The organism is Mycetocola saprophilus (assembly GCF_000718085.1).
Classification (GTDB): Bacteria; Actinomycetota; Actinomycetes; order Actinomycetales; family Microbacteriaceae; genus Mycetocola; species Mycetocola saprophilus.
Window position 1 is genome coordinate 181,762 of the sequence record NZ_JOEC01000003.1, and the last position, 26,346, is coordinate 208,107.

The window sequence follows — 26,346 nt, forward strand, 5'->3', positions numbered from 1 at the left end:
AAATCGCCCCACCCATCGGGTAGCCGCCTCAACAAATAACTCCCCGTGATCGAAGCAGACGCTTCGATCACGGGGAGTTTGGTATTTCGGGTGTATCTCTAACGCACGGTCACCGCGCGACACCCGAGCTGGGTGGGAGCGGCAGAACCCGCACTGATCGCATAGGTGCACACCTGGTAGGTACCGGGAGGCGATGCCATCGAGTAGGTGAACCCGTGTGCCGCGCCTGCCTGAGGATACCCAGCGGCCACGTCGGGACGGTTCAGGTTAGCCAGGGTCGGCTCACCGGTGCCGTTACGGTAGACGTGAACGGGAATCGACACACTCGGATTGGCCGGGTCAAGAGCCCAACCGCTCACCTGGATTCCTCCGGGCACAGCGGTCACCGCCTCGAGATTACCGATCGGCGAGCGATTATCCGCGGGCGGTGCCCCGGCAACCGTCACCGAACGGCAACCCAGCAGTGTATTTCCGGCCTTGCCGATGCTGTCAATCGCATAAGCACACACCTGATAGCTGCCCGCTGCCGCCGGAATCGACTCCGAGAAGCCGTGGTTCGGACCGTAGTCCGGGTAGCCACGAGCAACATCCGGACGCGGCTTGTCAGCCGTGTACGGACGTCCATCCGAGCCCACATAGATGTGAACCGGGATCGGGTTCTCGGTATCGGGATCCAGCGCCCAACCAGAGACGCTGATCTTACCGTTCGCGGACGTTGCTGCCTCAAAATTACCGATGGGCTTTCGCCCCTGCTCGGTAATATTTGACAGCACCGTCACGGTCTGACATCCCAGTGTGGTCGGAGGCTGGCTCCCCGTATCGATCGCGTATACGCACACGTTACGAGCACCCTTAGTAGCCGGCACCGTCACCGAGAAACCGTGCTTTGCACCGTACTGAGGGTACAGGGCGCCGACATCGTTGCGTACCTGATCCGCGGTGAACGCCGCGCCGACACCGTCGACGTAAACGTGCACCCGGATCGAGCTCGCGGTGTCGGGGTCCAAAGCCCAGCCAGAAACCTGCACGGTTCCGGGTCCGGCAACGACCGCTTCAAGGTTACCGATCGGGGATCGGTTCAGATTGGGAATGCCAGCGGGAATATTCACGGTCTGGCAGCCCAGAGTCGTGGATGCCTTACCGGCAGTATCAATCGCGTAGACGCACACGTTCTGGTTTCCCGAGACTCCGGTCACCGTCGCGCTGAAACCGTGACCCGCACCGTACTTGGGGTAAATCCGCCCGATATCGGAGCGGTCCAGATTGGCGGTGAAGGGCTGGGCGGTGTTGCCCACGTAAACGTGAACAGCGACCGGTCCGAGCGAATCAGGATCGATGCTCCATCCCGAAACGGTCACCTGCCCGGGCCCGGTGGAAACCGAATCAAGCGACCCAAAGGGCGCTCGACCAAGCTCCGGCGGAGCCCCTGCGGGCAGCGTCAATGACTGACATCCCAACAGGGTGTTCGCACCGGTGGTGGTGTTAATGCCGTAGACGCACACGTCCGCGGCCCCATCAAAGAGCACGGGGATCTGTTGGCTGAACCCGTGACGCCCCACATCGGGGCGGTTGAGGTCTGCCAACAAAACGGTCGGGGTGCCATTCACATACACATGAACGTTAATCGGGTCGTTCGTTGCCGGATCCGAAGTCCATCCCGCCACGGTAATCAGACCGGAAGAACCCTGTACGAGTTCTAACTGGCCGGTGGGATTGCTGGGAGTGCCGCCACCCTGGGTCGAACCAAACCAGTCCACAAAGTACTGGTAGAAGTTGCGGTTTCCGTAGGTGGAGCAGGAGTCACCGACACCATAGCCTGCGGCGATGGCGGCGGCGTTAGGCTGATACGGCGTGTAGTAATACAGCGCCGCGGTGGCCTTGTTCTTGATCGTCACGGTGCCCGTGCCACAGGAGACGTTGGGGTGCCACTGGATCTGTGTCGGCTTACCCACGGGGTAGCGGGTAAACCAGGCGGTGTTGCCGTACAGCTTAAACTGACGAGCGGCGCTATACAGCTGGTTGAAATATCCGAAATAACGGGTATCACAGGCAGCAGTATCCGGGCAGGCGTAGCCTGTTGCACGCTCCCACGCATAGCTCCCCAGCGGACCCGGTGCCGACTTTGTAATCAGCCCCTGTTCCTTCTGAAGCAGCACGATCAGCACCTGAGGGTTGATGCCACAGGCCTGAGAAACCTTCACCAAAATCTGGGCCGCGGTTTCCCGCGACGCTCCGTTATACGCCTTGCAATAGCTATCGCCATCACGAGAGGGCGTATCCATTACCAGGTTTCGCATACACACGTTTCCCGGTGCGCACGCGGCCACCTTGGATTCGAGGAAGGACTGAACCTGCGCCGCGTTCATCGTGTTGCCGTTATAAAACACGTCATCGCTGATGATGTTGGCGGGGTCAAATTTGCTCAGGTCGGCGGCCGAGGCCGGAGCTGGTTGGGCAACCGGAAAGGCGGTCAGGACGACCGCGGCGAGCGCGATGACAATAACCATCGCGCGCCGACGTAATCGTCGATTGTCTTTGAGGAATGTTCTTGCCACCCTTTGAGCCTATGGCACCTCCCACAATTTAGCGTCTTCGCCTCGTTTTTTGTACCAATTCGGGTATTAAGACATCGTCAAAAGCGCCCACCCTACGGGAGACAAATAGGAGTTATTCAGGGTGCCCGAGATAGAATCGGGTGTTCACCCCGTACCAATCGACACCGAGGGATCAAATCCGCATGAGTAATTCCACCGAGGCGATCCCCGCACCCACGCTGGTATCCGTTGAAAACGTGTCCAAGCGTTTTGTCATCCGCAAGGACAACTCCCTCAAGGAGCGCGTGGTCAATGTGGGTCGCGGTGCCAAGCACAAGGAAGACTTCTGGGCTCTGCGCGATGTCTCTTTGGAGATTAAGGCGGGCACCACCGTCGGCCTGATCGGGCACAACGGTTCCGGGAAGTCCACGCTGCTCAAGGTGATCGGTGGCATCATCGACCCCACCGGCGGCAGCGTCAAGCGCCGCGGACGGATGGCGGCCCTGCTGGAGCTCGGCGCGGGATTCCACCCGGACCTGTCGGGGCGCGAAAACGTCTACCTGAACGCCGCAATCCTGGGTCTCTCCCGCGAGCAGACCGATGAGCAGTTTGATGACATCATCGCGTTCTCGGGTATCGGGGAATTCATCGATACCCAGGTGAAGTTCTACTCCTCCGGCATGTATGTGCGCCTCGCCTTCGCCGTGGCCGTGCACACCGACCCCGACATCCTGCTGGTGGATGAGGTCTTAGCGGTGGGTGACGAGGCGTTCCAGCGTAAGTGCATGAACCGTATCCGCGAGTTCCAGGAACAGGGTCGAACCATCATTCTGGTGACCCACAGCCTGGGCACCGTTGTTGATCTGTGTGACTACGCGGTGCTGCTCAACAAGGGCGAGGTCGTCTTCCAGGGCGACTCCCGTGAGGCAGTGGCCGAGTTCCGCGACATTCTTGAGGATCGCCGACAGGCCGAGATCCAGGCCGACGCCGAGCGTCACGCCTCGCAGGAGAACGTCGTTGTTGAGGACATCGAGCCTCCGATCCGGTACCGCGTCGAGGCCACCGCCGTCTCCTCCAACCCTCAGGACCCCACCGTGCTGCGCAACGGAGACGACCTCACCGTGACGATGGACTTTGATGTGCGCGGTCAGGTTGACGACTGGATCTGCGCGATCCAGGTGGACAACACCATGGGACACGCGACCGTCGGCACCAAAAACTCCATCCTCGGGGTAGAACTCGCCCCGCTGAGTGGAAAGCGCCGAGTGGGCTATATCTTCAAGAACTGCAACTTCGGTGACGGCAAGTTCTTTGTCAACGTGTCGGTGCTCAGCCCCTCGGGTCAGCACCTGTTTGATAAGCCGCAGGCCTGCTCGATCGACTCGGTAACCCCGATTCCCTCGGGCGGCGCCATGTACCTCGAATCGGAGATTTTCGGCGAGATCTAAGCCCCTCCGCCGATGGCCCAACGTGCCCCTCTTACGCTCCCCTAAACTGAATCCAATGAGTCTCTCGCAAATGCCTCGCGTAGCCGCCGTCGTTGTCACCTATAACTCGGGTGATGATCTCGCGCGATTCCTCGACTCCGTGACGCGCTCAAACCTTCAGCCAGGCTCGGTTATCGTGGTCGAAAATCACTCTGCCGGGGCTCGGGATAGCGAACAGACGGCACGCGAATACGACGCCAATTGGCTTGGGCTGCCCGAAAACATCGGTTATGGCAGCGCGATGAACCGTGGGGCCAAGGCGGCTCATGATGATGCCGAGTATTTGTTGCTGTGCAATCCCGACCTGGTTGTAGAACCCGGAGCCGTGGAAATCCTCACCGCCTGGCTTGATGAACATCCCGAGGTTGCGGCCGCAGGCCCCCGAATCCTCTCCGACGACGGCACCGTGTATCCCTCAGCCCGGGCGATCCCCTCACTCACCACCGGGATCGGTCATGCCTTGCTCTCGCCGTTTTGGCCGCAAAACCCCTGGTCGCGCCGCTACCGTGCCGACAGCGATTACTCGGATGAACCACGCGATGCCGGCTGGCTCTCCGGTGCCTGCATACTGGTGCGCCGCGACGTTTTTGAATCGTTGCAGGGGTTCGATGAGGGCTACTTCATGTACTTTGAGGATGTCGATCTGGGCTACCGCCTCGCACAGGCCGGGTGGAAAATCAGTTATGTGCCGCAGGCGGTCGTGCGGCACAGCGGGGCCGGTTCCACGCACACCGAATCCGAGCGGATGCTTCGTATCCACCACGAGAGCGCCTACCGATTCATCCGCCAGCGGTACGCCGGCTGGTGGCGCGCACCGCTGCGCCTGGTCATCCGGCTGGGACTCTCACTGCGATTCCAGCTTGAGCGGCGTCGCAGCCGCGCCTAGGGGCAGCAGAAACAGCAATGGGGCACTTCCCGGAGGAAGCGCCCCATGAGTCCTAACTGAGGATTAGCTCTTTGCCGAATCGGCCAGACGAGCCAGGTACTTGCCGTATCCGCTCTTGACCAGCGGAGCCGCCAAAGCGCTCAGCTGCGCATCGTCGATCCAGCCCGCACGCCAGGCGATCTCCTCGATGCAGCCGACCTTGAAGCCCTGACGGTCCTCGATCACGCGCACATACTCGGAGGCCTGCATCATCGACTCGAATGTGCCGGTGTCCAGCCAGGCGGTGCCACGGTCCAGAACCTGAACGTGCAGGTTGCCCTGGTTTAGGTAGCGCTCGTTCACCGTCGAGATTTCCAGCTCGCCACGGGCGCTGGGCTCGATGGTCTTGGCGATCTCGATGACCGAGTTGTCGTAGAAGTACAGGCCGGGCACCGCGTAGTTGCTCTTGGGGTTGGCCGGCTTTTCCTCGATCGAAATCGCGGTGAAGCTGTCGTCAAACTCGACCACACCGTAGCTGCGCGGGTCGGCAACCGGGTAGGCGAAGATCACCGCTCCGTCGATCTCGTTGTGATTGCGCAGGGCCGAACCGAGGCCTGTGCCGTGGAAGATGTTGTCGCCGAGGACCAGCGCGACCGAGTCATCGCCGATGAATTCCTCACCGATAATGAAGGCCTGTGCCAGGCCGTCCGGCGAGGGCTGCACGGCATACTCCAGGCGGATGCCGAGGTCCGAACCATCGCCGAGGAGCGCCTTGAACTGCTCGTTGTACTCGGGGGTGGTGATGATCAGGATCTCGTTGATCCCGGCCATCATCAGGGTCGACAGGGGGTAGTACACCATCGGCTTATCGTAGATGGGCATGAGCTGCTTGGAAATGCCCTTGGTGATCGGCCACAGCCGGGTGCCGGAGCCTCCGGCGAGAATGATGCCCTTCATGGCGTTAGTTACCCTTCAGCGAGTCGTAGTAGGCGCGTGCGGCTTCCCAGGTGGGCAGCAGGCCCGCGGCGGCGGCTTCGGCGAGACCCGGAGCCTCGGTGTCCTTGGGGGAAAGCAGCGGCTCGCCGGCCTCCTCGGGGAAGACCAGACCGATTTCCGGGTCGAGCGGGTTGATCCCGTGCTCGCGGTCGGGACGGTACACGTCGTTGACCAGGTAGGTCACGGTGGCGTCATCGGTGAGGGCCACAAAGCAGTGTCCCAGGCCCTCGGAAATGAAGATTGCGCGACGGTCTACGTCGTCCAGCAGGACCGAGTCCCACTGACCGAAGGTGGGCGAACCCACCCGGATGTCGATCACGAAGTCGAGCACCGCACCGCGCGGGCACATCACGTACTTGGCCTGGCTCGGCGGCACATCGGCAAAGTGGATGCCACGAACCGAACCGCGCTTGGACACCGAGGTGTTCACCTGCGCGAGCTTGATCGAGCGGCCGGTGGCCTCTTCGAGTCGGTCAAAACGGTACGCCTCAAGGAACAGGCCACGATCGTCACCAAACTGCTTCGGGGTGATCTCGTAGCTGTCCGGGATCTTCAATTCACGAATTTGCACGGTGGCAGTCTACCAATGACTGCCTCGAAACTTGGTGTGTACGGCGAGAGCCTCCCGATCCCGGACTATTTTGTCTCCAGGCCCAGCACTGGATAAAGCACCTTGAAGCCCGCTTCCAGCCCTCCTAGGAGGGCATCAACCCCGTGTCCGGCCCCAGGCACGGAGACCAGCGTTGTTTTCATGCCCGCGGCGCGGGCCGCGGCCTCCACCTTTTTGGCTTCCTCGGTAAAGAGCGGGTCGTTCCCACCCGCGGTGAACACGGCGGTGGTGTTGGGGTAGGTGTTACGTGTGAGCAGGGTGAGCGGCTTGACCTCGTTGTAGGCGACCTGATTTCCGCCAAATACCTCACGCAGGGCCAGCTTGGGATCACCGGTGCCCTGGTACTCCTCGCCGGAGACGTCAATCACATTGTGGAACAGAGTGGGATACTTCGCCGCGAAATAAATCGAGCATTCCCCGCCGTTTGAATACCCGGCGACGGTGGTGAAGGCGGGATCCTTGATGACGTTCAGGTTGGCATGGGCCCAGTTCATCACGTCCCGGGTGATATAGGTTTCGACCTTGCCATACTTTGTCGAGTCCAGACACAGCGTGTCTAAGTTGGGGTTGCCCAGCTGATCGGCTACCACGACTATCGGTGCCAGACCCTGATGCTTGGCCGCATAAGCGTCGAGTACCTGCCCGATGAAACTCGGGTTGGGATCCCCCGGCTGGCCCATCATCATGATGACCAGGGGCAGCGGCGGGGCGTTTTTCACCCGCGCGGCGGGCGGCAGGTAGATCCCGGCCGGACGCGCCTTGAACCCCGAGATGACTCCCGGGATGACCTGGGTTCCGGTCTCCCCCGCGGCGGGCATATCCGCCGGCGGTTTCCAGGTCTGATAGAGGGGACCGGATACCTCCGTGGGGGTCTTGGTGGGGGAAACCAGGGCGATGGGTTTTTCGGTGGAAATGTGCAGGAACGCCCCCAATGTGGGGTTGATGCCAAAGGCCGCATTGATGCCCACGGTGGCCGCCAGCGCAAACGCGACAACCCCGAGCGCCGCGATCAGTTTGCGCCACCAGCGGCTGCGCCACAGGTTCACCAGGGCGATCAGGATTGCGGTAATCGCGGCCACGCCCCACACTCGCGCCTCGGGTCCGATCGGTCCACCAAACAGGTTGAGCCCACGTTCGAGCAGGAGCACCACGGCGGTTCCGCCCAGGATTCCGCCCAGCAGGGTGATCGCGATCGTCCGGACCCAGCGCCAGCCACCGGGCCGTACCAGCAGATATACCAGCAGGGCCGCGGCCACCGCATAGCTCACCACCACCACCGGGCCGGAGACGATATCGAGGTCAAGGAGCTGGGTGGACACGAGGGGGCTCCTTGCAGGTAGGAATATGAGGGTGGTTTTTCCAAGGCGGAACGACAACCGAGAGTATTACGCATTTCTGACCGCTACCTGTACCCGGTATGGACCCCGTAGAATCGGGGGAACAACACGTGAGGAACACATGCGCTACCTGATCACGGGAGCGGCCGGAATGCTCGGCCGCGACCTGCAAACCGTTTTGGCCGACCAGAGTGTCACCGCGCTGGATCGCGCCGCACTCGACATCACCGACCCCGATGCCGTGCACGCCGCCGTCGCCGGCCACGACGTGGTCATCAACTGCGCCGCGTATACCGCGGTGGATGCGGCCGAAACCGATGAGGACGCCGCCTATGCAGTGAACGCGCTGGGACCGCGCAACCTGGCCGCCGCGGCGGCCGCCCACGGGGCCAAGCTGATCCACGTCTCGACCGACTATGTGTTCGCCGGCAACGCCACCGAGCCCTACGCCGAGGACACCGCCCGCGCACCGCTGAACGCCTACGGCCGCACCAAGGCCGCCGGCGAGGAATTTGTGCTGGGCGAGCACCCGACCGGTAGTTTCATCGTGCGCACCGCCTGGATCTACGGCGAGCACGGCAACAACTTCGCCGCAACCATGCTGCGCCTGGCCGGCAGCCACCCCACCGTGAGCGTGGTCACCGATCAGGTGGGGCAGCCCACCTGGACCCGCGACCTGGCCACCCAGCTGCGTCTGCTGGCCGAGTCCGACGCTCCCGCCGGCGTCTACCACGGCACCAACGCGGGCCAGGGCAGCTGGTTTGACTTCACCCAGGCGATCTTCGCCGAGGCCGGGCTGGACCCCGAGCGCGTGCTGGAGACCGACAGCGCCTCCTTCGTGCGTCCCGCTCCGCGCCCCGCGTATTCGGTCCTCGGCCACGCGGGCTGGACGGCCGCCGGCCTGCCGATCATGCGCGACTGGCGCGAGGCCCTGCACGAGGCAATCGCCTCGGGCGCGATCCACGCCCCCGAGCCCACCGCCTAGCCAGAACGGCCGCGCCTTCGGGCGCGGCCGTCCTACTCGGCCCCACCGGCATCCCCGCGCGGCCTCGCGCGCCACACCGCCCGGTCTTTTCACCCGCAGGAGGGAACCCACGATGTCCGCAGTACTCCGTGTCATTCTCGATTCGGCCCTCACCCCCGGTCACGGCGGTAACGGCCGCTACGCCGAGGAACTCACCCGCGCCCTGATCGCCACCGCCCCGCGCGGATGCAGCGTGCACGGGGTCGTCTCGGCCCAGCCGCAGGAACGCATCGACGAGCTCGCGGCCCGCCTGCCGGGGATCACCGAAATTCAGCGCTCAAACCTGCCGCGGCGCGAGCTCACCACCGCCTGGCAGCTGGGAATCACCACCCAACTGGGTGAGGGAATGATCCACGCCCCAAGTCTGCTGGCCCCGCTGCGTCGACACGATCGCGCCACCGCCCAGATCGTGGTGACCCTGCGCAACACCCTCGCCTGGACCGATCCCAAGAGCCTCACCCCCACCTCGGTGGCCTGGCAGAAGCAGATGCTCAAGCGCGCCCGCAAGCATGCCGACGCGATCGTGGTCCCCACCCATGCGGTGGCCGCGCAGCTGGCCGAGATCGCACACTTTGGGGACCGGGTCCGGGTGATCCCCGAGGCACCGGCCAGCACCCTGGCCCTGCCCGCCGACGCCTCCTGGCGCGCCAGCAACCTCGACCTCCCCGAGCGCTTCCTGCTGACCCTGGGCAGCCTGGATCCGCGCCGCGGCCTCGACCCACTGCTGCAGGCTCTCGCCCGGCCCGGTGTGCCCGATCTGCCGCTGCTGGTCATCGGTCCCGATGCCTGGGGCTCCTCCTCCCTCGCCCAGGCCGCCGATGAGGCGGGGCTTGACGAGGGCCGTGTGCGCGCCCTGGGCGACCTCGGCAGCGCCGACCTCGCCACCGTGTACGCCCGGGCCACGCTGTTTGTCTACCCGAGCGTGCGTGAGAGCACCGGGATGCCCCTGCTCGAGGCCTTCTCGCTGGGAACCCCGGTGCTGCACACCGACGATCCCGCGCTGCTGGAGATCTCCGGCGGGGCCGGGGAGGCCGTGGAGGCCGGGGACGACGGCTTTGCCGAGCGCCTGGCCGCCTCGATCACCGAGCTGATCGAGGACGATGAGCGCCGCGAACGACTGGGCTTTGCCGGCACCGACCGCGCCCAGGTCTTCGGCTGGCGTGACTCGGCCGAGCGGGTCTGGGCACTGCACGCCGAGCTCTAGCGCCGCCCACACACACAACCGGCCCCGTCCGAGGACGGGGCCGGTTTGGTCGTGCCCTAGTTGGTGGGCGTGGTTTTCGGGTGCAGCAGGTCGTTGATCTTGGACTTGATCTCCGGCACATCCGGATGGTCCTGATCGATCCCGTTGGCCGGGGTCAGCTCGAGCTTTTGCACCGGGAGCGCGCGGGTCTTGGTAGCCAGGTTCACGAAGTAACCCAGCAGATCCTGCGGAATATCGGTCTTCACCACCTGCGACCCCGCCTCGGCGATGCCCTGGAACTTGGAGAACACGTTGGCCGGGGTGAACTGCTTGAGCACGGCCTCCTGAAGCTGACGCTGACGCTCCATCCGGTCGAAGTCGCTGGTGCCGTGGCGCGAGCGGGCAAACCACTGGGCGTGGTAGCCGTCCATGTGCTGGGTGCCGGGTTCGATCCACTCGACGACACCCTTGAGGTTCTCGTCTCCGCCGATCGGCAGGCGCTTGTCCACGGTGATCTCCACGCCACCGAGGGCGTCGATCAGGTCGGCAAAACCCTGCATATCCACCAGGACGTAGTAGGGAATGCGCAGACCGGTCAGGGCCTCGGCGGCGTCCTTGGTGGCCTCGATGCCCGGGGAGGATCCCTCGGCCTTGGCATCGGGATAGTAGTCGGGGTGGCGCAGTTCGGCCTCGGTATAGATCGAGTTGAGCTTACATGCGCTCACATCACACCTGTTGTAGCCATTGGGGTAGCGCTTATACATCGGCGAGGACTCGTTGAACGGCACGTTCAGCATGTCTCGCGGCAGGCCGATCATCGTGGCCTGCCCGGTGTCGGCGTTGATCGAGACCACCGAGAGGCTGTCCGGGCGCATGCCCGAACGGTCGGGCCCCGCGTCGCCACCGAGCAGCAGGATGTTGTAGTACCCATCGGTGGGATCCTCGGGCGGGGCGCTGGTCCCAAACAGCTTGCCCAGGGTGCCGCTGGTCACGTTGGCCACATAGGCACCCGCCGAGGCGGCACCGGTCGAGGCCACCAGGAAGACCAGGCCCAGGGCCAGGATCAGGACCCGGCCGAGCGGGGATGCCTTGATGATGCGCACCAGGCGCAGCGTATCGATGGTCAGCACAAACCACAGCACCGCATAGGCGACCAGGACAATCTGGGCGATCAGCAGGAACCAGGAGTTGGTCGCGAACGAGAACAACTGCTCCGGGTCGGTCAGATACAGTACCAGGGCGGCGATCCCGGCGATCCACATGATCAGGGTCGAGACCAGGCCGATCCGCCCCAGCCGGCGATTACCGGCGAGGACCTGCGCCGAGCCGGGCAGCACAAAGCCCAGCAGCACCAGCCACCACCCGCGCCGGGTCATCACCTGCGGCGACGCGGTGTTGGGGTGCCGGATGGGCGATTCGCTCTGCTCGATCATAGGCGGGCTTTGAGCGCTGCGTTCTTTTCCTCTACCAGCTCGGCAAGCTCGCGCTGGTAGGTGGCGAGGGTTTCGGCGAGCGCCGAATCCGCGGTGGCCAGGATCCGGGCGGCCAGGATCGCGGCGTTCTTTGCCCCGCCGATCGAGACCGTTGCCACCGGAATACCGCCGGGCATCTGCACGATCGACAGCAGCGAGTCCATACCGTCCAGGGTGGCCAGCGGAACCGGCACACCCACCACCGGGAGTGTGGTCACCGAGGCGAGCATCCCCGGCAGGTGCGCGGCACCGCCGGCACCGGCGATGATCACGCTGAGCCCGCGCTCGCGCGCCTGCTCGCCGTAGGTCACCAGCTTGTGCGGGGTGCGGTGCGCGCTGACAACCTCGACCTCGTGGTCGATGCCGAACTCGCTCAGCTGAGCGGAGGCGGCGGCCATGACGCTCCAGTCGGAGTCGCTTCCCATGACGATGCCAACACGGGGATTTTCACTGGAGTGATGAGACATGGGTCAATGCTAACGGGTCAACCCTGGAAGCGGGACTCGATCACCCGGGCGCGTTCACGCACGGATTCCAGGTCGGTGCCGGTCACATTGACGTGGCCCACCTTGCGACCCGGGCGCGGGGCCTTGTTGTAGTTGTGGATCTTGGCATCGGGGAACTCGGCCATGACCCGCGGGTAGCGATCCCCCAGCGTGCCCTCGAGCGGACCGCCCAGAATATTGGCCATCACGGTGATCGGGGCCCGCGGGGTGGTGGCCCCCAGCGGCAGATCGGCGACCGCGCGCAGGTGCTGCTCGAACTGGCTGGTGATCGATCCGTCCTGGGTCCAGTGACCCGAGTTGTGCGGACGCATCGCCATCTCGTTGACCAGCACCCGGCCGTCGGTGGTTTCAAACAGTTCCACGGCGAATACACCGGTGATTCCCAGTCCGTCGGCCAGCGCACGGGCGATCCGCTCGGCCTCGGCGGCCACGGCACCGTCGCTCCCCGGGGCGGGGGCGAGCACCTCGGCGCAGACGCCGTCGCGCTGGATGGTCTCGACCACGGGCCAATAGGCGCTCTCGCCACCGGGACGACGCGCGCCCAGCAGGGCCAGCTCGCGGGTGAAGTCCACCAGTTCCTCAACCAGCAGGCTGCCGGTGTCGCCGGACTCGGCCACCGCGGTGAACCAGTCGGTGGCCTCGGCGGCCGAACGCACCACGCGCACACCCTTGCCGTCATACCCACCACGCGGGGTCTTCAGCACCCCGGCACCGCCGTGGGCGTCGAGGAAGATCTGAAGCTCGGCGGCCGAGCGTACCTCGGCCCACTCGGGGGTGGGCAGGCCCAGCTCGGTGAGCTTGGCGCGCATCAGCAGCTTGTCCTGTGCGTAGAGCAACGCCTGGGGTCCCGGGTGCACCCGCACGCCGGTGGCCACCAGCGCGGCGAGCACCGACTGGGGCACGTGCTCGTGATCGAAGGTGATCACATCCACGTCTCGGGCGAAGCTCAGCACGGTGTCCAGGTCGCGGTAGTCCCCCACCGCGCTGGCACCGATTTCGGCCGGGGATCCGGGGGTCTCGGCGAGCACCCGCACATCCAGGGCCAGGTTGATCGCGGCGGGCATCATCATCCGCGCCAGCTGACCGCCACCGATTACTCCGATTTTCAGCACGTGGGTCTCCGTCTCCGAGGGGTTGTGTTCTTCAGCACACTCAAAGCTAATGTTATAGAACTGCGGGTAGACTATCCGTCCGGTGCACATCTTTCCGTTTGGTGCACAGACAATTGCCGAGAACACCCACCCGGGGAGTTTTCCGCCCGAGGGGGGTAAATGAACCTGAGTCGCGTGAAATCCGCATCCTGGTACCCGCTGTTTATGCAGCTCTTCAAGTTCGCCGTGGTTGGTGGCGCCGGTTTTGTTGTGACCGCCGTGTCCTTCAACCTCCTGCGCGTCGGTCCGCTGAACCCCGAGCATGTGAAGAACGGCGTGGTGATCGCCACGGTGATCGCCACCACGCTGGCCATCATCACCAACTGGCTGGGTAACCGGTTCTGGACCTTCGCCACGCACCGCTCGAACAGCACCGTGCGTGAGGGTGTGGAGTTCTTTGCCGTGAGCTTTGCCGGCATGGGCATCAGCACCCTGTGTGTCTGGGTGTCCCACGATGTGCTCGGCTTCACCTCCGCCGCCGCCGACAATATCGCGCTGAACGGCGTGGGCCTGATCCTCGGCTCGGTCTTCCGCTTTGTGCTCTACCGGTACTGGGTGTTCTCCCCCAACCGCGACCGTGCGGCCGAGGAGATCACCGACCTGGAGGCCAGCGCGGCCGAGTTCACCGAACCGGACATCGAGATTTCCAAGGTTCCCGAGGCCAAGACCGTGGCCCGGGACGAGATCCACTAGCTTTCCGCCGGGTCATCCGGCCGCCACACACCCTCACCCTCGATCGGGCCCAGCCCGACGGGAAGGTGAGGGTGTTTTGTCGTATCCGGGGAGGTGTCGCACGTCCGCCCGTTTCCCGCCGAATCCACGCCTTTTCCACCGAAACGCAGAATTCCCACCCTGTTAATTTGCTAAATCCGCGCTCGTTAATGTTGTTACGTCTTTGTTTTGCTCCGTTTGTGTGGGACTATATTTCAAATTCCTCTACCAATGACGGGAGATGCCGTGTACGCCGCGGAACGACAGCAGCTCATCCTCACCCTGGCTCGCAGCCAGGGACGGGTCGAAGGCAGCGCACTCGCCGAACAGTTGGATGTGACGGCGGAAACCATCCGTCGCGACCTCACCGCCCTGGAACGGCGCGGACTGGTCAAGCGGGCACACGGCGGAGCGATCCCCACCGATGCCCTGAACTCCGAGCTGGATCTCAGCGAGCGCATCGGCCGCCACTCGAACGATAAGCGCAGCATCGCGCTGCGGGCACTCGAGCAGCTTCCCGAAACCGGAACCATCCTGTTGGACGCCGGCACCACGACCCTCGCCATCGCCCAGGCCCTCCCCGCCGATGCCGAACTCACGGTGGTCGCCAATAGCCCGATGATCTGCGCCGCCCTCTCCACCAAGCCCGGCATCACCCTGCTTCAGCTGGGCGGTCAGGTGCGCGCGATGACCGGGGCCGCGGTCGGGCGCTGGACCACCGATGCGCTGGCCGAGCTCAGCGTGGACGTGGGCTTTATCGGGACCAACGGGTTCGACGTGGCCCGCGGGCTCACGACCCCCGACCAGATGGAGGCCGCGACCAAGCGAGCCATGGTCACCGCGAGCCGCACCACCGTCCTGGTCGCCGATTCCAGCAAGGCTGCCAACGTGCACCTGCACCGCTTTGCGAGCCTGGAGGAGATGGACGTGGTGATCACCGACTCCGCCATCGACGAGGACTTTGCCGAGGCGATCCGCGCGGCCGGACCCAACGTGGTGAACGCATGATCATCACCCTGACTCCCAACCCCAGCGTGGACCGCGCGGTCACCGTCGAGGCCCTGCACCGCGGCCAGGTGTTGCGGGCGGCATCCTCCCGGATCGATCCCGGTGGCAAGGGTGTGAACGTGGGTCGGGCGCTCGCCAGCATGGGCGAGCAACCGCTCGTGGTAGTGCCCTCCGGTGGCCCCGAGGGCACCCTGCTCGAGGCGCTGCTGGCGAAGACCGCGGTGCCCACCCGGATCGTGCCGATCGCCGGGAGCGTGCGGATGAACATCAGCGTGCTGGAGCCCGATGGCACCACCACCAAGCTCAACGAGGCGGGCCCGACCCTCGGCTCGGCGGACGTGCACGCGCTGTTTGCCGCCACGCTCTCCCCGGCCACCGCGGGCACCTGGATCACCGGCTGCGGCAGCCTGCCGCCCGGGGCCCCCGCCGACCTGTACGCGCAGCTGATCGCCGAGGCGAAGCGACTCGGTGCCCACGTGGCGATCGATTCCTCGGGACCGGCATTTGCCACCGCCGTGGCCGCGATCCCCACGCTGATCAAACCCAACCGCACCGAGCTGGAAGAGCTCACCGGACGCTCGCTCACCACGATGGGCGCGGTCATCGACACCGCCCGCGAGCTGGTCGACACCGGCATCCGGTTTGTCGCAGTGAGCCTGGGCCGAGACGGCGCGGTGCTGGTCAGCGCGGACACCGTGGTGCACGCGCGCTCGATCGTGACCGACCCGGTATCCACCGTGGGTGCCGGTGACTGCATGCTTGCCGGATTACTTTTCGGCCTGAACCGCGGAGAGGACGAGGCGGATGCACTGGTCCGCGGGGTCCGCTGGGGTGCCGCCGCCGTCCGTCTGCCCGGCACCGAGGTGCCCGCGCCCGCCGACCTTGAACACATCGAGGTCGACCTGATCCGCTCCCCGCGGCGCGATCTGCCCCTGAACGACTAATCACCCACCTCCCCGCTTTACCGAAAACCCTGAAAGGAATCGATATGCCACTCATCAACGTCGAACAAGTGGTGCTCGACCTCACCGGAGCCGACCGACACGAAGCCACCCGTACCCTAGCCCAGCGCCTGGTTGCCAGCGGACGCTGCACCGACATCGACCTGTTTATCGCCGATGTGCAGGAGCGCGAGTCTAAGATGGCCACCGGACTGCCCGGCGGCATCGGGATCCCCCACGCCCGCAGTGCGGCGATCACCGAGCCCTCGCTGGTCTTCGGCCGGATCGCCGACGGCATCGATTGGGGTGCCAAGGACGGCCCCGCCCGTCTGGTGTTCCTGATCGCCGCCCCCGCCGACGGCGGAGACGCCCACATGCAGGTGCTCCCCCAGCTGGCGCGTGCGCTGATGCACAACGACTTCCGCGAGGCGCTGCTGAGCGCGGCCACGCCCGAGGAGGTCGTGGCCATCGTCGAGGAGCACGTGCAGCTCAAGGCGGAGAAGCCCGCGGCACAGGCCCCGGCCGCCCCCGCCGCGGAGGCTACCGCTGCCGGCACCCCCGCCACCGCTCCCGCGACCCCGGCTCCCGAGGCCTCCCCGGCTACCACCGCCGCCCGCCCGCTGCGCTTTGTGGCCGTGACGTCCTGCCCCACCGGCATCGCCCACACCTATATGGCCGCCGAGGCGCTGGAAAACGCCGCCCGCGAGGCCGGCCACCAGATCCTGGTGGAAACCCAGGGTTCGGCCGGATCCACCCCGCTAAACCCCGCGGACATTGCCGCGGCCGACGCGGTGATCTTCGCCCACGACGTCGAGGTCAAGGATCGCGCCCGCTTCGCCGGCAAGCCCACGATCGACGTGGGCGTGAAGAAGGCGATCTCCGCCGGTCCGCAGCTGCTGATCGACGCGGGAAACCTGGCCGCCGCCTGGGCCGCCGACCCCGCCCGCGCCGCCGCAGCGGCGAGCGCGACCCCGGTGCCCAGCGAGTCCTCGGAGCGCAAGGGCTTTGGAACCCGCCTGCAGCAGTGGTTGATGACCGGTGTCTCCTACATGATTCCGTTTGTCGCCGCCGGCGGCATCCTGATCGCCCTCTCGTTTATGCTCGCGCAGATCGCGCTGGGCCAAAACGGTGCGATCGAGATCGTGAAGTACGGCATCCACACGCAGGACGCCGCCTTTGACATCACCCAGAACTTCAACATCGCCAGCCTCACCTCCTGGGCGGGTCTGCTGTTTGTGATCGGATCCACCTCGTTCGGGTTCCTGGTTCCGATTCTCTCCGGCTACATCGCCTTCGGGATCGCCGACCGTCCGGGTCTGGTTCCCGGCATCGTCGGCGGTGCGCTGGCGGCCTCGATGAACGCCGGCTTCCTCGGCGGTATCGTGACCGGTCTGCTGGCCGGTGCGGTCGCGCACTGGATCGCCGGCTGGAAGGTCCATAAGGGTGTCCGCGGCGTGATGCCGGTGGTGGTCATCCCGCTGCTGTCCACCTTTATCACCGCGGGTCTGTTTATCGCGGTGCTGGGTCGCCCGATCGTCTGGCTGATGACCTCGCTCAACGACGGCCTGAACGGCCTGACCGGTGCCGGCGTGCTGGTGCTCGGCCTGATTCTCGGTGCGATGATGGGCTTTGACCTCGGTGGTCCGGTCAACAAGGTGGCCTACGGATTCGCCACCGCGGGTCTGGCGGCAGCCGGTGCCTCGATGGATGCCCCGCAGCTGAAGATCATGGCCGCGGTCATGGCAGCCGGAATGGTCGCCCCGCTGGCGATGGCCCTGGCCACGACCCTGCGCCCCAAGCTGTTCTCAGCCCCCGAGCGCGAAAACGGTAAGGCAGCCTGGCTGCTGGGTGCCTCGTTCATCTCCGAGGGCGCGATTCCGTTTGCCGCCGCCGACCCGATCCGCGTGATGATCTCCTCGACCATCGGATCCGCGGTGACCGGTGGCCTGGTGATGCTCTTCGGTGCGACCCTGCGCGCCCCGCACGGCGGTATCTGGGTGCTCCCGCTGATCGGTCAGCCGCTGCTGTTTGTGCTGGCCCTGGCCATCGGTGTGGCGATCACCGCCCTGCTGGTGATCGTGTCCAAGTCGATCGCCGCCCGGAACAAGCTGGCCGCCCAGGCGACAGCTCAGGTCGCCGTCTAGTTCCCCAACCCTGTACGCCCGCTCCCGAACCGACACAGCCGGGCGCCGTCTCACTCTCACCCCTGTACGCCCGCCGCGCGGCGGGCTACCGTAGTCACAGTTATCAAAGGAGTCATCATGGCAACTCGTACCGCCACCATCGCCTCATCCATCGGCCTGCACTCGCGTCCCGCCGCCATCTTTGTGGAGGCCGTCGAGGACTCGGGCCTCGAGGTTGAGATCGGCCGCGTGGGCGAGCCCACCGTAGACGCCGGCAGCATCCTGGGCGTGATGGCCCTGGGTGCCCGCAACGGCGAGGTTGTTGAGCTCACGGCCGAGGGTCCGGACGCCGAGGCCGTCCTGGACCGCCTGGTCGCGCTGCTGAACTCGGACCTGGACGCCGAGTGAGCACCATCGGCGTCGCCGACGGTTCCGCGGTAACCGAGGTGCGGCAGGGCGTGGGCGTGAGCCCTGGTTCCGCCTATGGCCCGGTGGTTCAGGTCGCGGCGCCGGTGCAACCCCCGCAGAACGAGGAGGCCCCGGCGGATCCCGCCGCGGCCTCCGAGGCGGCGATTGCCAGCTTCATGCACGTGGCCGAGGACCTCGAGGCCCGCTCGGCGCGGGCGGATGACACCGCCCGGGACGTGCTCAAGGCCACCGCGATGATCGCCCGCGACCGTGCCCTGCACCGCGCGGTGACCAAGCACCTGGGCGAGGGCAATGGACCGGCCACCGCGATCAACCTGGCCATCGACGAGTTCGCGGCCAAGTTTGAGGCCCTCGGCGGCTACTTCGCCGAGCGGGTCACCGACCTGCGCGACATCGGCTCGCGGGCGATGGCCCACGTGCTGGGGCGGCCTGCACCGGGGGTGCCGCCCTTTAGCGTGCCCAGCATCATCCTGGCCGAGGATCTCGCGCCGGCCGAAACGGCGACGCTGGATCGTTCCCTGGTCCTGGGCATCGTGACCCGCGCCGGCGGACGCACCAGCCACACGGCGATCCTCGCCGCGCAGATGGGCATCCCCGCGGTGGTCCAGCTGCCCGGCGCCACCGAGATTCCCGCCGGAACCCCGATCTCCCTGGACGGGGACACCGGTGAGGTGGTGCTGAACCCCGATCCCGAGGTCGTCACCAATCAGCGTCTGCGCCGCGAGCGTCGCGCGGCCGCCCTGGCCGAGGTCTCCGGCCCCGGCAGTACCCAGGATGGGCACCCGATCGCCCTGCTCGCCAACATCGGCGGAGCAAAGGACGCCGAGCTGGCCGGTGCCGAGGACCTCGAGGGTGTGGGCCTGTTCCGCACCGAGTTTGTGTTCCTCTCGGCCGCCCACGCCCCGACCCTGGAGGAGCAGACCGCGATCTACAGCCGCGTCTTTGCGCCCTTCGACGGACGCCGCGTGGTTGTGCGGACCCTGGATGCCGGGGCCGATAAGCCGCTGGCCTTCGCCAACCTGGGCGAGGAGGAGAACCCGGCGCTGGGACGCCGCGGTCTGCGCCTCTCGCAGGCGAAGCCCGAGCTGCTGGAAACCCAGCTGCAGGCGCTCGCCGCCGCGGCCCGGGCCACCGGGGCGGACGTGCGGGTGATGGCTCCGATGGTGGCCACCATCGCCGAGGCCCGCTGGTTTGCCGAGCGGGTGCGTGCCAACGGCCTACCCAAGGCCGGGGTCATGATCGAGGTGCCCGCCGCGGCCCTGCGCTCGGCGCAGGTGCTGGCCGAGGTCGACTTCGGCAGCCTGGGCACCAACGACCTGGCCCAGTACACGATGGCCGCCGACCGGATGGAGGGTGAGCTCTCCGAGCTGCTGGATCCCTGGCAGCCCGGCGTGCTCGACGTGATCGCCGCCGCCGCGACCGGCGCCAAGCATGCGGGTAAGCCGCTGGGCGTCTGCGGGGAATCCGCCGGGGACCCGCTGCTGGCCCTGGTGCTGGTGGGCCTCGGCGTCACCAGCCTGTCGATGGCGACCAGCAAGATTCGCGGGGTGCGCCTGGCGCTCAAGACCCACACGCTGGAACACTGCGAGCGTCTGGCGGCCGCGGCCCTGGCCGCCGAGGATCCCGAGGGTGCCCGGGCGGCCGTCCGCGCGGCGGCGACTCCCGAGCTGGTCGCGCTGCTCTAGCCCGCTACACACAAAGGCGCACGCCCGCGGGCGTGCGCCTTTGTGTTGCCCGGGGAACACGCGTCGGGGCGAGAAGGTACCGGATTCGTGCCGCGGGGAGCGTTCCCGAAATGATAAGAAGTCGCCGGAATCGCGCCACGGCGCGCGTTCCCGGAACGGCTAGAAGGCCCCGGACTCGCGCTGCGGGGCGAGCGAGGGCACAACCTGGTTGACCTCGATCAGGTGGTGCAGGGTGTCCACGACCTGGCGGGAGCCCGGCACCGAAACCAGGACCAGCGGCCGATCGGTACCGGCGGTGAGCACGATCGTGGCCGAACCGGAGAGCGCCTGGATCGGCCCGCGCCGGGTGGCGATCTCATAGCCGCGGCTGTGGAACACCTCGCGCCGCTCACGCACCAGGAAGCCGCGGTGCATGATGACCCGACGGGTGGTGATCGTGCTGCGTCGGTTGAGCCACACCAGGTAGGGCCAGAGCACCAGGAACACAAACACGGCGATCGCCCCGCCCACCACCATCCAGAACTCCGGTCCGGTGGGGAATCGGCTGATTCCAAACACCAGGGCACCGGGCAGCGTGATAAAAATCAGCGCCGGCAGGATCAGGAAGCGTGCGTGGCGACGCAGCCGGGCAACCACCCGCTCGGTGGGCACCACACTGGGTGTGGGAAACATCGGGGCACCGGCGGGAGCTCCGAGGATCTGGGTGGCGTCCCCGGTCCCGGGGCCGCGGGTGAAATCGACCATGGTCCATTCCTATCAGCAAGCGCGCCCGGGCGGTGGATGGCTCGGCCGAAACGGCGGGATTTTGGGCCGTTTCCCGGGCGCCGGTGGGGAGGTCCGTTGCGTACCCCGAAAAGCGGGGCTGCGTAAATCGCCCGGGCGCCGGTGGGTGCGGCGCTAGTCCTGCGCGCGCAGGTGGGTGATGTCCCCGGCCGAGACCGTGGTGTGCGCGCCGGTGTCGGCATCCACGATCACGATGCGTCCGTCCGCGTCCAACGCAAGCGCCCGGCCGAACTGGAACACCCCGCCCGGACGCTCGACCCGGACCGAGCGACCCAGGGTGTCCAGGCGAGCCTCCACGCGCGCCCGCAGCCCCGAGGCCTCGGCGTCGCCCCCGGCGGCCACCAGGGCATCGTAGAGCTCGATAAACACCGCCAGGTACTCGGCCAGCAGGGCGTCGGGGTCGGGATCCGCACCGAGCACCGCGAGCGAGGTTGCGGTGTCCACCGGAAGCTGGGCGGCGGTCATCGCCGTGTTGATGCCGGTCCCGATCACCACCGATCCGTCGGCCGAAATCTCGGCCAGCACGCCGCATATCTTCTTGCCGGCCACCAGCACATCATTGGGCCACTTAACCCGGGCATCCGGGGCGGCACCGGCCGCGCTCAGCCGCGCGTTAATCGCCTCGGCCATCGCGGTCCCGGCCAGCAGCGAGAGCCACCCGTAGCTCTCCATCGGCAGCTTCCCGGCCGGACGCACCAGCAGCGAGATCGCCAGTCCACTGCCCGAGGGGGAGGTCCAGACCCGGTCCAGGCGTCCGCGTCCGGCCACCTGGGTGTCGGTCAGCAGCACGCTCAGGTGCGGCCAGCCCGCGGCGTCGGCGGTGGCCAGGGCCAGCAGGTCGGCGTTGGTCGATCCGGATTCTGCCAGCCAGCGCAGGCGCTGGGCGAGGGCACGGGAGCGGGTCAGCGAGGGCGCGTCTTCGGTCATTCCCCCAGAATACGGCCTCGGGATCCCCACCACCGTTCGCCATCTGAGCATTCCCACAACGAAACACGATTCACACTGTAGGAACCGATGAACCCGCCAGATGGGGGTGGTCGAGATAGAGTAAACCGTGTGACTGATTCTTTAGCCCAGCCGAACCCCGCCGACGGCGCGGACCTCTTTACCACCGCCGGTCGTATCGCCGACCTCAAGCGTCGCTATGACGAGGCCGTAACCGCGCCCAGTGCCGCGGCCGAGGCCAAGCAGCATGCCAAGGGCAAGCAGACCGCGCGCGAGCGCATCGAACAGCTGCTCGACCCGGGCAGCTTCGTGGAACTGGACGAGTTTGTGCGCCACCGCACCACCGCGTTCGGCATGGACCGCTCGCGTCCCTACGGTGACGCGGTTGTCACCGGAACCGGCACCATCCACGGTCGCCAGGTGGCCGTGTACTCGCAGGACTTCACCGTCTTTGGCGGCTCGCTCGGCGAGGTAGCCGGCGAGAAGATCATCAAGGTCATGGACCTGGCCCTGAAGACCGGCGTGCCGATCCTCGGCATCCTCGACTCCGGCGGGGCCCGCATCCAGGAGGGTGTGGTGGCCCTCGGCAAGTACGGCGAGATCTTCCGCCGCAACACCGCCGCCTCGGGTGTCATCCCGCAGATCTCGATCATCATGGGCCCGGCCGCCGGTGGTGCCGTGTACTCCCCCGCGCTGACCGACTTTGTGATCATGGTTGATAAGACCAGCCAGATGTTCGTGACCGGCCCCGACGTCATCAAGACCGTCACCGGCGAGGACGTGGGCATGGAGGAGCTCGGTGGCGCGCTGACCCACAACACCCGCTCGGGTGTCGCGCACTACCTGGCCGAGGACGAGTCCGACGCGCTGGACTACGCGCGCTCGCTGGTCTCCTACCTGCCGGATAACAACCTGGCCGAGCTGCCCGAGTACCCCACCGAGGTGGACCTCGAGACCAGCGACGCCGACCGCAAGCTCAACGTCCTGATCCCCGACTCCCCCAACCAGCCCTATGACGTCAAGACCGTCATCGAGCACGTGGTGGACGGTGGGGAGTTCCTCGAGGTGCAGCCGCTGTTCGCCCCGAACATCGTGATCGGTTTCGCCCGCGTCGAGGGACGCCCGGTGGGTATCGTGGCCAACCAGCCGCAGGCCATGGCCGGCACCCTGAACATCGAGGCCGGCGAGAAGGCCAGCCGCTTCGTGCGCTTCTGTGACGCGTTCTCGATCCCGATCCTGACCCTGGTGGATGTGCCCGGCTACCTGCCCGGCACCGACCAGGAGTGGACCGGCGTGATCCGCCGTGGCGCCAAGCTGCTCTACGCGTACGCCGAGGCTACCGTGCCGCTGGTAACCGTGATCCTGCGCAAGGCCTACGGTGGCGCGTACATCGTGATGGGCTCCAAGCAGCTCGGTGCCGACATCAACCTGGCCTGGCCCACCGCCGAGATCGCCGTGATGGGTGGTCAGGGCGCGGTCAACATCCTCTACCGCGGCGAGATCAAGCGGGCCGAGGAGGCCGGCGAGGACGTCGCCGCCGTGCGCACCAAGCTGGCCAACGAGTACACCTACAACGTGGCCAGCCCGTTCCTCGCCGCCGAGCGTGGCGAGCTGGACGGCGTGATCGAGCCCGCGGCCACCCGCGTCGCGGTGATCAAGGCCCTGCGCTCGCTCAAGACCAAGCGTGCGAGCCTGCCGCCCAAGAAGCACGGAAACATCCCGCTGTGACCGAGGCGAACATGCCCGCCCCCGCGATGCGCTTCATGCGTGGCGAGCCCACCGAGGAGGAGATCGCCGCGGTGTCGGCGGTCCTGACCCTGGTGCTGGCCGAGGAGGGTGCCCGCGCCGAACGCAGCGAGCCGGCGAACGTGTCGGCCTGGACGCATTCGCAGCGCGCGATTCGTCCGGTGGTGCGGCCCGGCGCCGGACGCTGGCGCGGTTTTAGCGGGTAAGCACCTCTTTTCCCCGAACGGCGGCCCCATGCACATGCATAGGGCCGCCGTTTTGTCGCATGACACGCCCGGAAGTCCCCAAAGAATCACGGTTCGGATCAGCGCAAACGTTTGCACTTTTGCCAATACTGTCGTTTCGCTTGGACGCGCCGGGGGTTTTCGACCAGAATAGACAACGGATACACGGTGCTCGCATCGTGCATCTACCAAGACACTCGTTCTAGGGTAAGAACAACGTCTTGGGGGGAGGATGGAGAGACTATTCGGGTTAGTCTCTTCAACCGGAACGGCCGGGGTTGTTTTTACAAACAATCCCGGCCGATTTCTTTTAACCGATGCCGCTCGTTCCGGTGATGAACGAGGCTCAGAGGTTGCGCGGGATCAGCGTGCGGAACTTCAGCTCATCCTCGCCGTCGGTCCCGGGACCGATGCCCACGATGGTGACCGCGATGTCCCCGGTGCCGCTGCGCACGACCACGCGCCCACGCTCGATCTGTCCCAGCGAGAGCACGATCCGGTCGGCGATCTGCTCGCGACGGTGGGCGGGCAGCCCCAGCAGGCCATCCTCGTCCAGCAGGTCCACCCGGATGCCGCGTCGGCGGGCGTCCAGGGCCGCCAGACGCACCGGGTCGCTCAGCAGGCCGCGGCCACGGATTTCGTCCCGCAGACCGGCTTCCAGCACCTCGGACTCGCGACGCTGAGCCATCGAGAGATCCCCCTCGGACTCCACGATCGCACGCAGCATGGGCGCGGCCCGCAGCTGGGTCTGGCGCAGGCGGTGCAGCCGGATCTCCCGATAGGCATCCTGCCCGGCCCGCAGCAGCGCGGTTTCCCGGCTGGCCTGCATCAGGCGGGCGTTGTCGCGGCCCAGCCGGTTCATCGCGTGCGTCAGCAGGCTCGCGGCCACCATCCAGACGATGGATCCGGGCAGACCGATGCCCAGCGCCCCCAGCGGGCCCGCCCAGGCCATCGAGATGCCGATCAGCACCAGCGTGCCCGCCCAGGCGGTAATTTCGCGCCCGCGCACCAGCGTGATCACCATCAGGGTTCCGATTCCGGCGATGGGCCAGGTGGCGTAGCCGTTGGGGACGGTGGGATCCAACGGCGGAATCACCAGCAGCAGCACGGCCGCCGAGACCACCACGTTGACGATCGCGACCGCGCGCGGCAGCGGGCGCCCGCCTGGCCAGGCCAGGCTCAGCGCCGAGGCCGCCCAGTAGAGCGCGATGGCCAGCAGCACCGGGTCGGCATCGGGGTTTTGCTCCAGGTGGGTCAGCCCGAGGACGCCGTGTAGCGCCGAAAAAACGGCGGCCAGGATGAGCAGGGGCACTCGACGCACTAGTTGGTCCCTCCCTGCGGCGACCAGGAAAGAACCACCCGGGTTCCGCGATCCGGGGCCGAGAGGATGCGCACCTCGCCCCCGACCGACTCCACTCGTCCACGGATCGACACCCGCACGCCCAGGCGTCCGGGTGCGATCTGGTCGGGCCTAAACCCGCGCCCGCGGTCGATGATTTCCAGCACCAGGCTGCCCGGCACCGGCGCACGCATGGTCAGCTGGCGCGCCACCTCGGAATCCCCGGCGTGCTGCACGCTGTTGGTCAGGGCCTGGGTGGCCGCCTGGATCAGCGCATGGGCGACATCGGCGGGCAGGGTGCCCTCCATCTGGCCATAGCGCTGCACCAGGATCGGCACATCGAGGGTGGCCACGGTATCGGTGAGCCGTTCCTGGACCACCGCGAGGGCCATCCGCTCCTCGCTCGGGGCAGCCAGGGCGACCGCGGTGGTGAGTCGCACGATCGCCTCATCGGCCATGTCCCGGGCGATGTGCTGTTGCTGTTCGGTATTGGCGTGCACGGCGGCGCTCAGGCTGGCCAGCACGGTATCGTGCACCAGCGCGTCCACCTCGGCACGCTCGAGTTCCTGGGCAGCGCGCTCGACGGTGCCGCTGTACTTTTCCAGCGCGAGCCGGGCGGTGGTATCCACCTGGCTCACGGCCGAGCGGAACAGGTCCACCAGGATCACCACCAGGGTGCCCAGGGTGAGCGAGAAGATCGCGTCCATCATCGGTTCGCGGGCCCCGATCACAAAGCCCTCGTGGACCACCCCGCTGATGCCCACCAGCACGGCGATCAGCGCGGTGTAGCACAGCGCAATCGTGCGCCCGAAGGCCTGCGCGACACACGCGCTGGCGACGGTACAGAGGTACCAGATCCAGGACGGCGGCTCCAGCGGGTCCGGCACAAAGCGCACCCAGAGCAGGACCGCGAGCAGGTAACACACCACAAACAGGATGCTCGCCCGGCGCTGCAGCCAGGGCCACGGGGTCGCGAGGACCACCAGGACCAGCGGCACCAGTTCGAGCAGCGCGACCGAGTAGCCGATCAGCTGCGGGCCGAGGCGTCCCATCCCATCGGAGAGGATCCCGGAGAGTGCCAGCAGGCCATAGAGTAGCCCGCTCGCGCCGATACAGATCGCGATCCAGCGTTCGACCCGGACCGCGCCGAGCGAGCTCACCGCGGCAATCGAGTTCAGCTCCCGACCGAGCCGGGTGTTCCGCTCGGCCTCCTGGGCGCTCTCCTCGGGCAGGCTTACCATGAGCGG

General features: G+C 66.5%; 23 protein-coding genes. 12 read left to right on the forward strand and 11 right to left on the reverse strand.

What is annotated here, in order from left to right; genetic code table 11:
• Positions 1 to 98 precede the first annotated feature (98 nt).
• Positions 99 to 2,507, reverse strand: a complete 2,409-nt coding sequence (locus IE92_RS17465) for a hypothetical protein (RefSeq protein ID WP_051701960.1) — start codon at positions 2,505 to 2,507, stop codon at positions 99 to 101.
• A 230-nt stretch (positions 2,508 to 2,737) separates the two neighbouring features.
• Between IE92_RS17465 and IE92_RS0113330 the strand changes: the two genes are divergently transcribed.
• Together IE92_RS0113330 and IE92_RS0113335 are read left to right on the forward strand one after the other, a co-directional pair.
• Positions 2,738 to 3,982 (forward strand): ABC transporter ATP-binding protein, encoded by a 1,245-nt coding sequence (locus tag IE92_RS0113330; RefSeq protein ID WP_043322176.1) that lies wholly within the window; start codon positions 2,738 to 2,740, stop codon positions 3,980 to 3,982.
• Between the two features lie 55 nt (positions 3,983 to 4,037).
• Entirely contained in the window at positions 4,038 to 4,907 is an 870-nt protein-coding gene (locus tag IE92_RS0113335; protein WP_030149003.1) for a glycosyltransferase family 2 protein, read from the forward strand.
• Positions 4,908 to 4,970: 63 nt separating this feature from the next.
• Here IE92_RS0113335 and rfbA read toward each other — a convergent pair whose 3' ends face one another.
• From rfbA to IE92_RS0113350, 3 genes are all read right to left on the reverse strand, one after another.
• A complete protein-coding gene (gene rfbA / locus IE92_RS0113340; protein WP_030149004.1) occupies positions 4,971 to 5,843 on the reverse strand; it encodes a glucose-1-phosphate thymidylyltransferase RfbA in 873 nt (290 codons plus the stop codon).
• Between the two features lie 4 nt (positions 5,844 to 5,847).
• Complete coding sequence (locus IE92_RS0113345) at positions 5,848 to 6,453, reverse strand: dTDP-4-dehydrorhamnose 3,5-epimerase family protein (protein ID WP_030149005.1); 606 nt, start codon at positions 6,451 to 6,453, stop codon at positions 5,848 to 5,850.
• A 65-nt stretch (positions 6,454 to 6,518) separates the two neighbouring features.
• Positions 6,519 to 7,811, reverse strand: a complete 1,293-nt coding sequence (locus IE92_RS0113350; protein WP_030149006.1) for an alpha/beta hydrolase — start codon at positions 7,809 to 7,811, stop codon at positions 6,519 to 6,521.
• Between the two features lie 139 nt (positions 7,812 to 7,950).
• Here IE92_RS0113350 and rfbD point away from each other — a divergent pair, with 139 nt between their 5' ends.
• Positions 7,951 to 8,814 (forward strand): dTDP-4-dehydrorhamnose reductase, encoded by an 864-nt coding sequence (rfbD, locus tag IE92_RS0113355; RefSeq protein WP_030149007.1) that lies wholly within the window; start codon positions 7,951 to 7,953, stop codon positions 8,812 to 8,814.
• Between the two features lie 112 nt (positions 8,815 to 8,926).
• Entirely contained in the window at positions 8,927 to 10,057 is a 1,131-nt protein-coding gene (locus tag IE92_RS0113360; protein WP_030149008.1) for a glycosyltransferase family 4 protein, read from the forward strand.
• Between the two features lie 56 nt (positions 10,058 to 10,113).
• On the opposite strand, the gene IE92_RS0113365 is transcribed toward IE92_RS0113360, so the two are convergent.
• Genes IE92_RS0113365 through IE92_RS0113375 form a run of 3 tightly spaced genes read right to left on the reverse strand, consistent with a single transcriptional unit; the run spans position 10,114 to position 13,177 of the window.
• The gene (locus IE92_RS0113365) at positions 10,114 to 11,469 is read right to left on the reverse strand and encodes an LCP family protein (protein WP_030149009.1); all 1,356 of its coding nucleotides are present in this window, start codon (positions 11,467 to 11,469) and stop codon (positions 10,114 to 10,116) included.
• Positions 11,466 to 11,975, reverse strand: a complete 510-nt coding sequence (gene purE / locus IE92_RS0113370; protein WP_030149010.1) for a 5-(carboxyamino)imidazole ribonucleotide mutase — start codon at positions 11,973 to 11,975, stop codon at positions 11,466 to 11,468. Before purE ends, IE92_RS0113365 begins: the two co-directional genes overlap by 4 nt.
• 17 nt (positions 11,976 to 11,992) lie before the next feature.
• Complete coding sequence (locus IE92_RS0113375) at positions 11,993 to 13,177, reverse strand: 5-(carboxyamino)imidazole ribonucleotide synthase (RefSeq protein ID WP_425411845.1); 1,185 nt, start codon at positions 13,175 to 13,177, stop codon at positions 11,993 to 11,995.
• Between the two features lie 108 nt (positions 13,178 to 13,285).
• On the opposite strand from IE92_RS0113375, the gene IE92_RS0113380 reads away from it, so the two are divergent.
• From IE92_RS0113380 to ptsP, 6 genes are all read left to right on the forward strand, one after another.
• Positions 13,286 to 13,858 (forward strand): GtrA family protein, encoded by a 573-nt coding sequence (locus IE92_RS0113380; protein ID WP_051701962.1) that lies wholly within the window; start codon positions 13,286 to 13,288, stop codon positions 13,856 to 13,858.
• A 249-nt stretch (positions 13,859 to 14,107) separates the two neighbouring features.
• Positions 14,108 to 14,884, forward strand: a complete 777-nt coding sequence (locus IE92_RS0113385; RefSeq protein WP_245601298.1) for a DeoR/GlpR family DNA-binding transcription regulator — start codon at positions 14,108 to 14,110, stop codon at positions 14,882 to 14,884.
• On the forward strand, positions 14,881 to 15,828 hold the full coding sequence (pfkB, locus tag IE92_RS0113390; protein WP_030149014.1) for a 1-phosphofructokinase: 948 nt from the start codon (positions 14,881 to 14,883) through the stop codon (positions 15,826 to 15,828). Before IE92_RS0113385 ends, pfkB begins: the two co-directional genes overlap by 4 nt.
• Before the next feature lie 44 nt (positions 15,829 to 15,872).
• Positions 15,873 to 17,969, forward strand: coding sequence for a PTS fructose transporter subunit IIABC (locus IE92_RS0113395; RefSeq protein WP_030149015.1), 2,097 nt, complete (start codon positions 15,873 to 15,875; stop codon positions 17,967 to 17,969).
• Positions 17,970 to 18,086: 117 nt separating this feature from the next.
• Positions 18,087 to 18,356, forward strand: coding sequence for an HPr family phosphocarrier protein (locus IE92_RS0113400; RefSeq protein ID WP_030149016.1), 270 nt, complete (start codon positions 18,087 to 18,089; stop codon positions 18,354 to 18,356).
• Positions 18,353 to 20,062 carry a phosphoenolpyruvate--protein phosphotransferase gene (gene ptsP / locus IE92_RS0113405; RefSeq protein ID WP_245601299.1) on the forward strand — a complete coding sequence of 570 codons (1,710 nt, stop codon included), beginning with the start codon at positions 18,353 to 18,355 and terminating at the stop codon, positions 20,060 to 20,062. Before IE92_RS0113400 ends, ptsP begins: the two co-directional genes overlap by 4 nt.
• Before the next feature lie 159 nt (positions 20,063 to 20,221).
• Here the strand turns inward: ptsP and IE92_RS0113410 are convergent, their stop codons facing one another.
• On the reverse strand, positions 20,222 to 20,806 hold the full coding sequence (locus IE92_RS0113410) for a PH domain-containing protein (protein WP_051701963.1): 585 nt from the start codon (positions 20,804 to 20,806) through the stop codon (positions 20,222 to 20,224).
• A gap of 153 nt (positions 20,807 to 20,959) precedes the next feature.
• Positions 20,960 to 21,772: a biotin--[acetyl-CoA-carboxylase] ligase gene (locus IE92_RS0113415; protein WP_030149019.1), complete on the reverse strand. Its 813-nt coding sequence runs from the start codon at positions 21,770 to 21,772 to the stop codon at positions 20,960 to 20,962.
• An 87-nt stretch (positions 21,773 to 21,859) separates the two neighbouring features.
• Between IE92_RS0113415 and IE92_RS0113420 the strand changes: the two genes are divergently transcribed.
• Positions 21,860 to 23,518, forward strand: a complete 1,659-nt coding sequence (locus IE92_RS0113420) for an acyl-CoA carboxylase subunit beta (protein WP_043322179.1) — start codon at positions 21,860 to 21,862, stop codon at positions 23,516 to 23,518.
• Positions 23,515 to 23,742, forward strand: a complete 228-nt coding sequence (locus IE92_RS0113425) for an acyl-CoA carboxylase subunit epsilon (RefSeq protein WP_245601300.1) — start codon at positions 23,515 to 23,517, stop codon at positions 23,740 to 23,742. The genes IE92_RS0113420 and IE92_RS0113425 overlap by 4 nt, the downstream gene beginning before the upstream one ends.
• 364 nt (positions 23,743 to 24,106) lie before the next feature.
• Here the strand turns inward: IE92_RS0113425 and IE92_RS0113430 are convergent, their stop codons facing one another.
• Both IE92_RS0113430 and IE92_RS0113435 read right to left on the reverse strand, forming a co-directional pair.
• A complete protein-coding gene (locus tag IE92_RS0113430) occupies positions 24,107 to 25,081 on the reverse strand; it encodes a hypothetical protein (protein WP_051701964.1) in 975 nt (324 codons plus the stop codon).
• On the reverse strand, positions 25,081 to 26,340 hold the full coding sequence (locus IE92_RS0113435) for a sensor histidine kinase (protein WP_030149023.1): 1,260 nt from the start codon (positions 26,338 to 26,340) through the stop codon (positions 25,081 to 25,083). The genes IE92_RS0113430 and IE92_RS0113435 overlap by 1 nt, the downstream gene beginning before the upstream one ends.
• Positions 26,341 to 26,346 lie beyond the last annotated feature (6 nt).

Bases quoted from the DNA above. Each gene is read 5' to 3' on its own strand.
- IE92_RS0113410 (WP_051701963.1), bottom strand. From the start codon at position 20,806: ATGGTCGATTTCACCCGCGGCCCCGGGACCGGGGACGCCACCCAGATC.
- IE92_RS0113385 (WP_245601298.1), top strand. From the start codon at position 14,108: ATGACGGGAGATGCCGTGTACGCCGCGGAACGACAGCAGCTCATCCTC.
- IE92_RS0113435 (WP_030149023.1), bottom strand. From the start codon at position 26,340: ATGGTAAGCCTGCCCGAGGAGAGCGCCCAGGAGGCCGAGCGGAACACC.
- rfbA (WP_030149004.1), bottom strand. From the start codon at position 5,843: ATGAAGGGCATCATTCTCGCCGGAGGCTCCGGCACCCGGCTGTGGCCG.
- purE (WP_030149010.1), bottom strand. From the start codon at position 11,975: ATGTCTCATCACTCCAGTGAAAATCCCCGTGTTGGCATCGTCATGGGA.
- IE92_RS0113420 (WP_043322179.1), top strand. From the start codon at position 21,860: ATGAACCCGCCAGATGGGGGTGGTCGAGATAGAGTAAACCGTGTGACT.
- IE92_RS0113380 (WP_051701962.1), top strand. From the start codon at position 13,286: ATGAACCTGAGTCGCGTGAAATCCGCATCCTGGTACCCGCTGTTTATG.
- rfbD (WP_030149007.1), top strand. From the start codon at position 7,951: ATGCGCTACCTGATCACGGGAGCGGCCGGAATGCTCGGCCGCGACCTG.
- IE92_RS0113400 (WP_030149016.1), top strand. From the start codon at position 18,087: ATGGCAACTCGTACCGCCACCATCGCCTCATCCATCGGCCTGCACTCG.
- IE92_RS0113395 (WP_030149015.1), top strand. From the start codon at position 15,873: ATGCCACTCATCAACGTCGAACAAGTGGTGCTCGACCTCACCGGAGCC.
- IE92_RS0113335 (WP_030149003.1), top strand. From the start codon at position 4,038: ATGAGTCTCTCGCAAATGCCTCGCGTAGCCGCCGTCGTTGTCACCTAT.
- IE92_RS0113415 (WP_030149019.1), bottom strand. From the start codon at position 21,772: ATGACCGAAGACGCGCCCTCGCTGACCCGCTCCCGTGCCCTCGCCCAG.
- IE92_RS0113330 (WP_043322176.1), top strand. From the start codon at position 2,738: ATGAGTAATTCCACCGAGGCGATCCCCGCACCCACGCTGGTATCCGTT.
- IE92_RS0113360 (WP_030149008.1), top strand. From the start codon at position 8,927: ATGTCCGCAGTACTCCGTGTCATTCTCGATTCGGCCCTCACCCCCGGT.
- IE92_RS0113365 (WP_030149009.1), bottom strand. From the start codon at position 11,469: ATGATCGAGCAGAGCGAATCGCCCATCCGGCACCCCAACACCGCGTCG.
- pfkB (WP_030149014.1), top strand. From the start codon at position 14,881: ATGATCATCACCCTGACTCCCAACCCCAGCGTGGACCGCGCGGTCACC.
- IE92_RS17465 (WP_051701960.1), bottom strand. From the start codon at position 2,507: ATGGTTATTGTCATCGCGCTCGCCGCGGTCGTCCTGACCGCCTTTCCG.